The sequence below is a fragment of the Sulfitobacter sediminis genome (assembly GCF_040811725.1).
Lineage (GTDB): Bacteria > Pseudomonadota > Alphaproteobacteria > Rhodobacterales > Rhodobacteraceae > Sulfitobacter > Sulfitobacter sediminis.
Genome location: NZ_JBFNXX010000217.1, coordinates 1 through 246, shown reverse-complemented (window position 1 = coordinate 246; position 246 = coordinate 1). Strand labels below are relative to the sequence as shown.

Here is a 246-nt window from a genome sequence, read left to right as displayed (position 1 = left end):
CACTCCGGCAGTCTGCGGGCCGGTGATTGGCGTCACCGCCGCGATGGAGGAAGCCCGGGCCAACGGCGCCGCTATCGACGATGGCGCCATCAACGGGATCAAAGTTGGCCTGATGGGGCCGCTGGCAGGCGTGGGCGACCCGCTGGTATGGGGCACGCTGCGGCCGATTACCGCCGCCCTCGGCGCCTCGCTGGCGCTCTCCGGCAATATTCTTGGACCGCTGCTGTTCTTCTTTATTTTCAACGC

General features: G+C 66.7%; 1 protein-coding gene. It reads left to right on the top strand.

Annotated features, from left to right (window positions below; genetic code table 11):
* Positions 1-246 (top strand): PTS system mannose/fructose/sorbose family transporter subunit IID (locus AB2B41_RS23680; protein ID WP_367880272.1); only part of this gene is annotated, 246 nt, incomplete at both ends.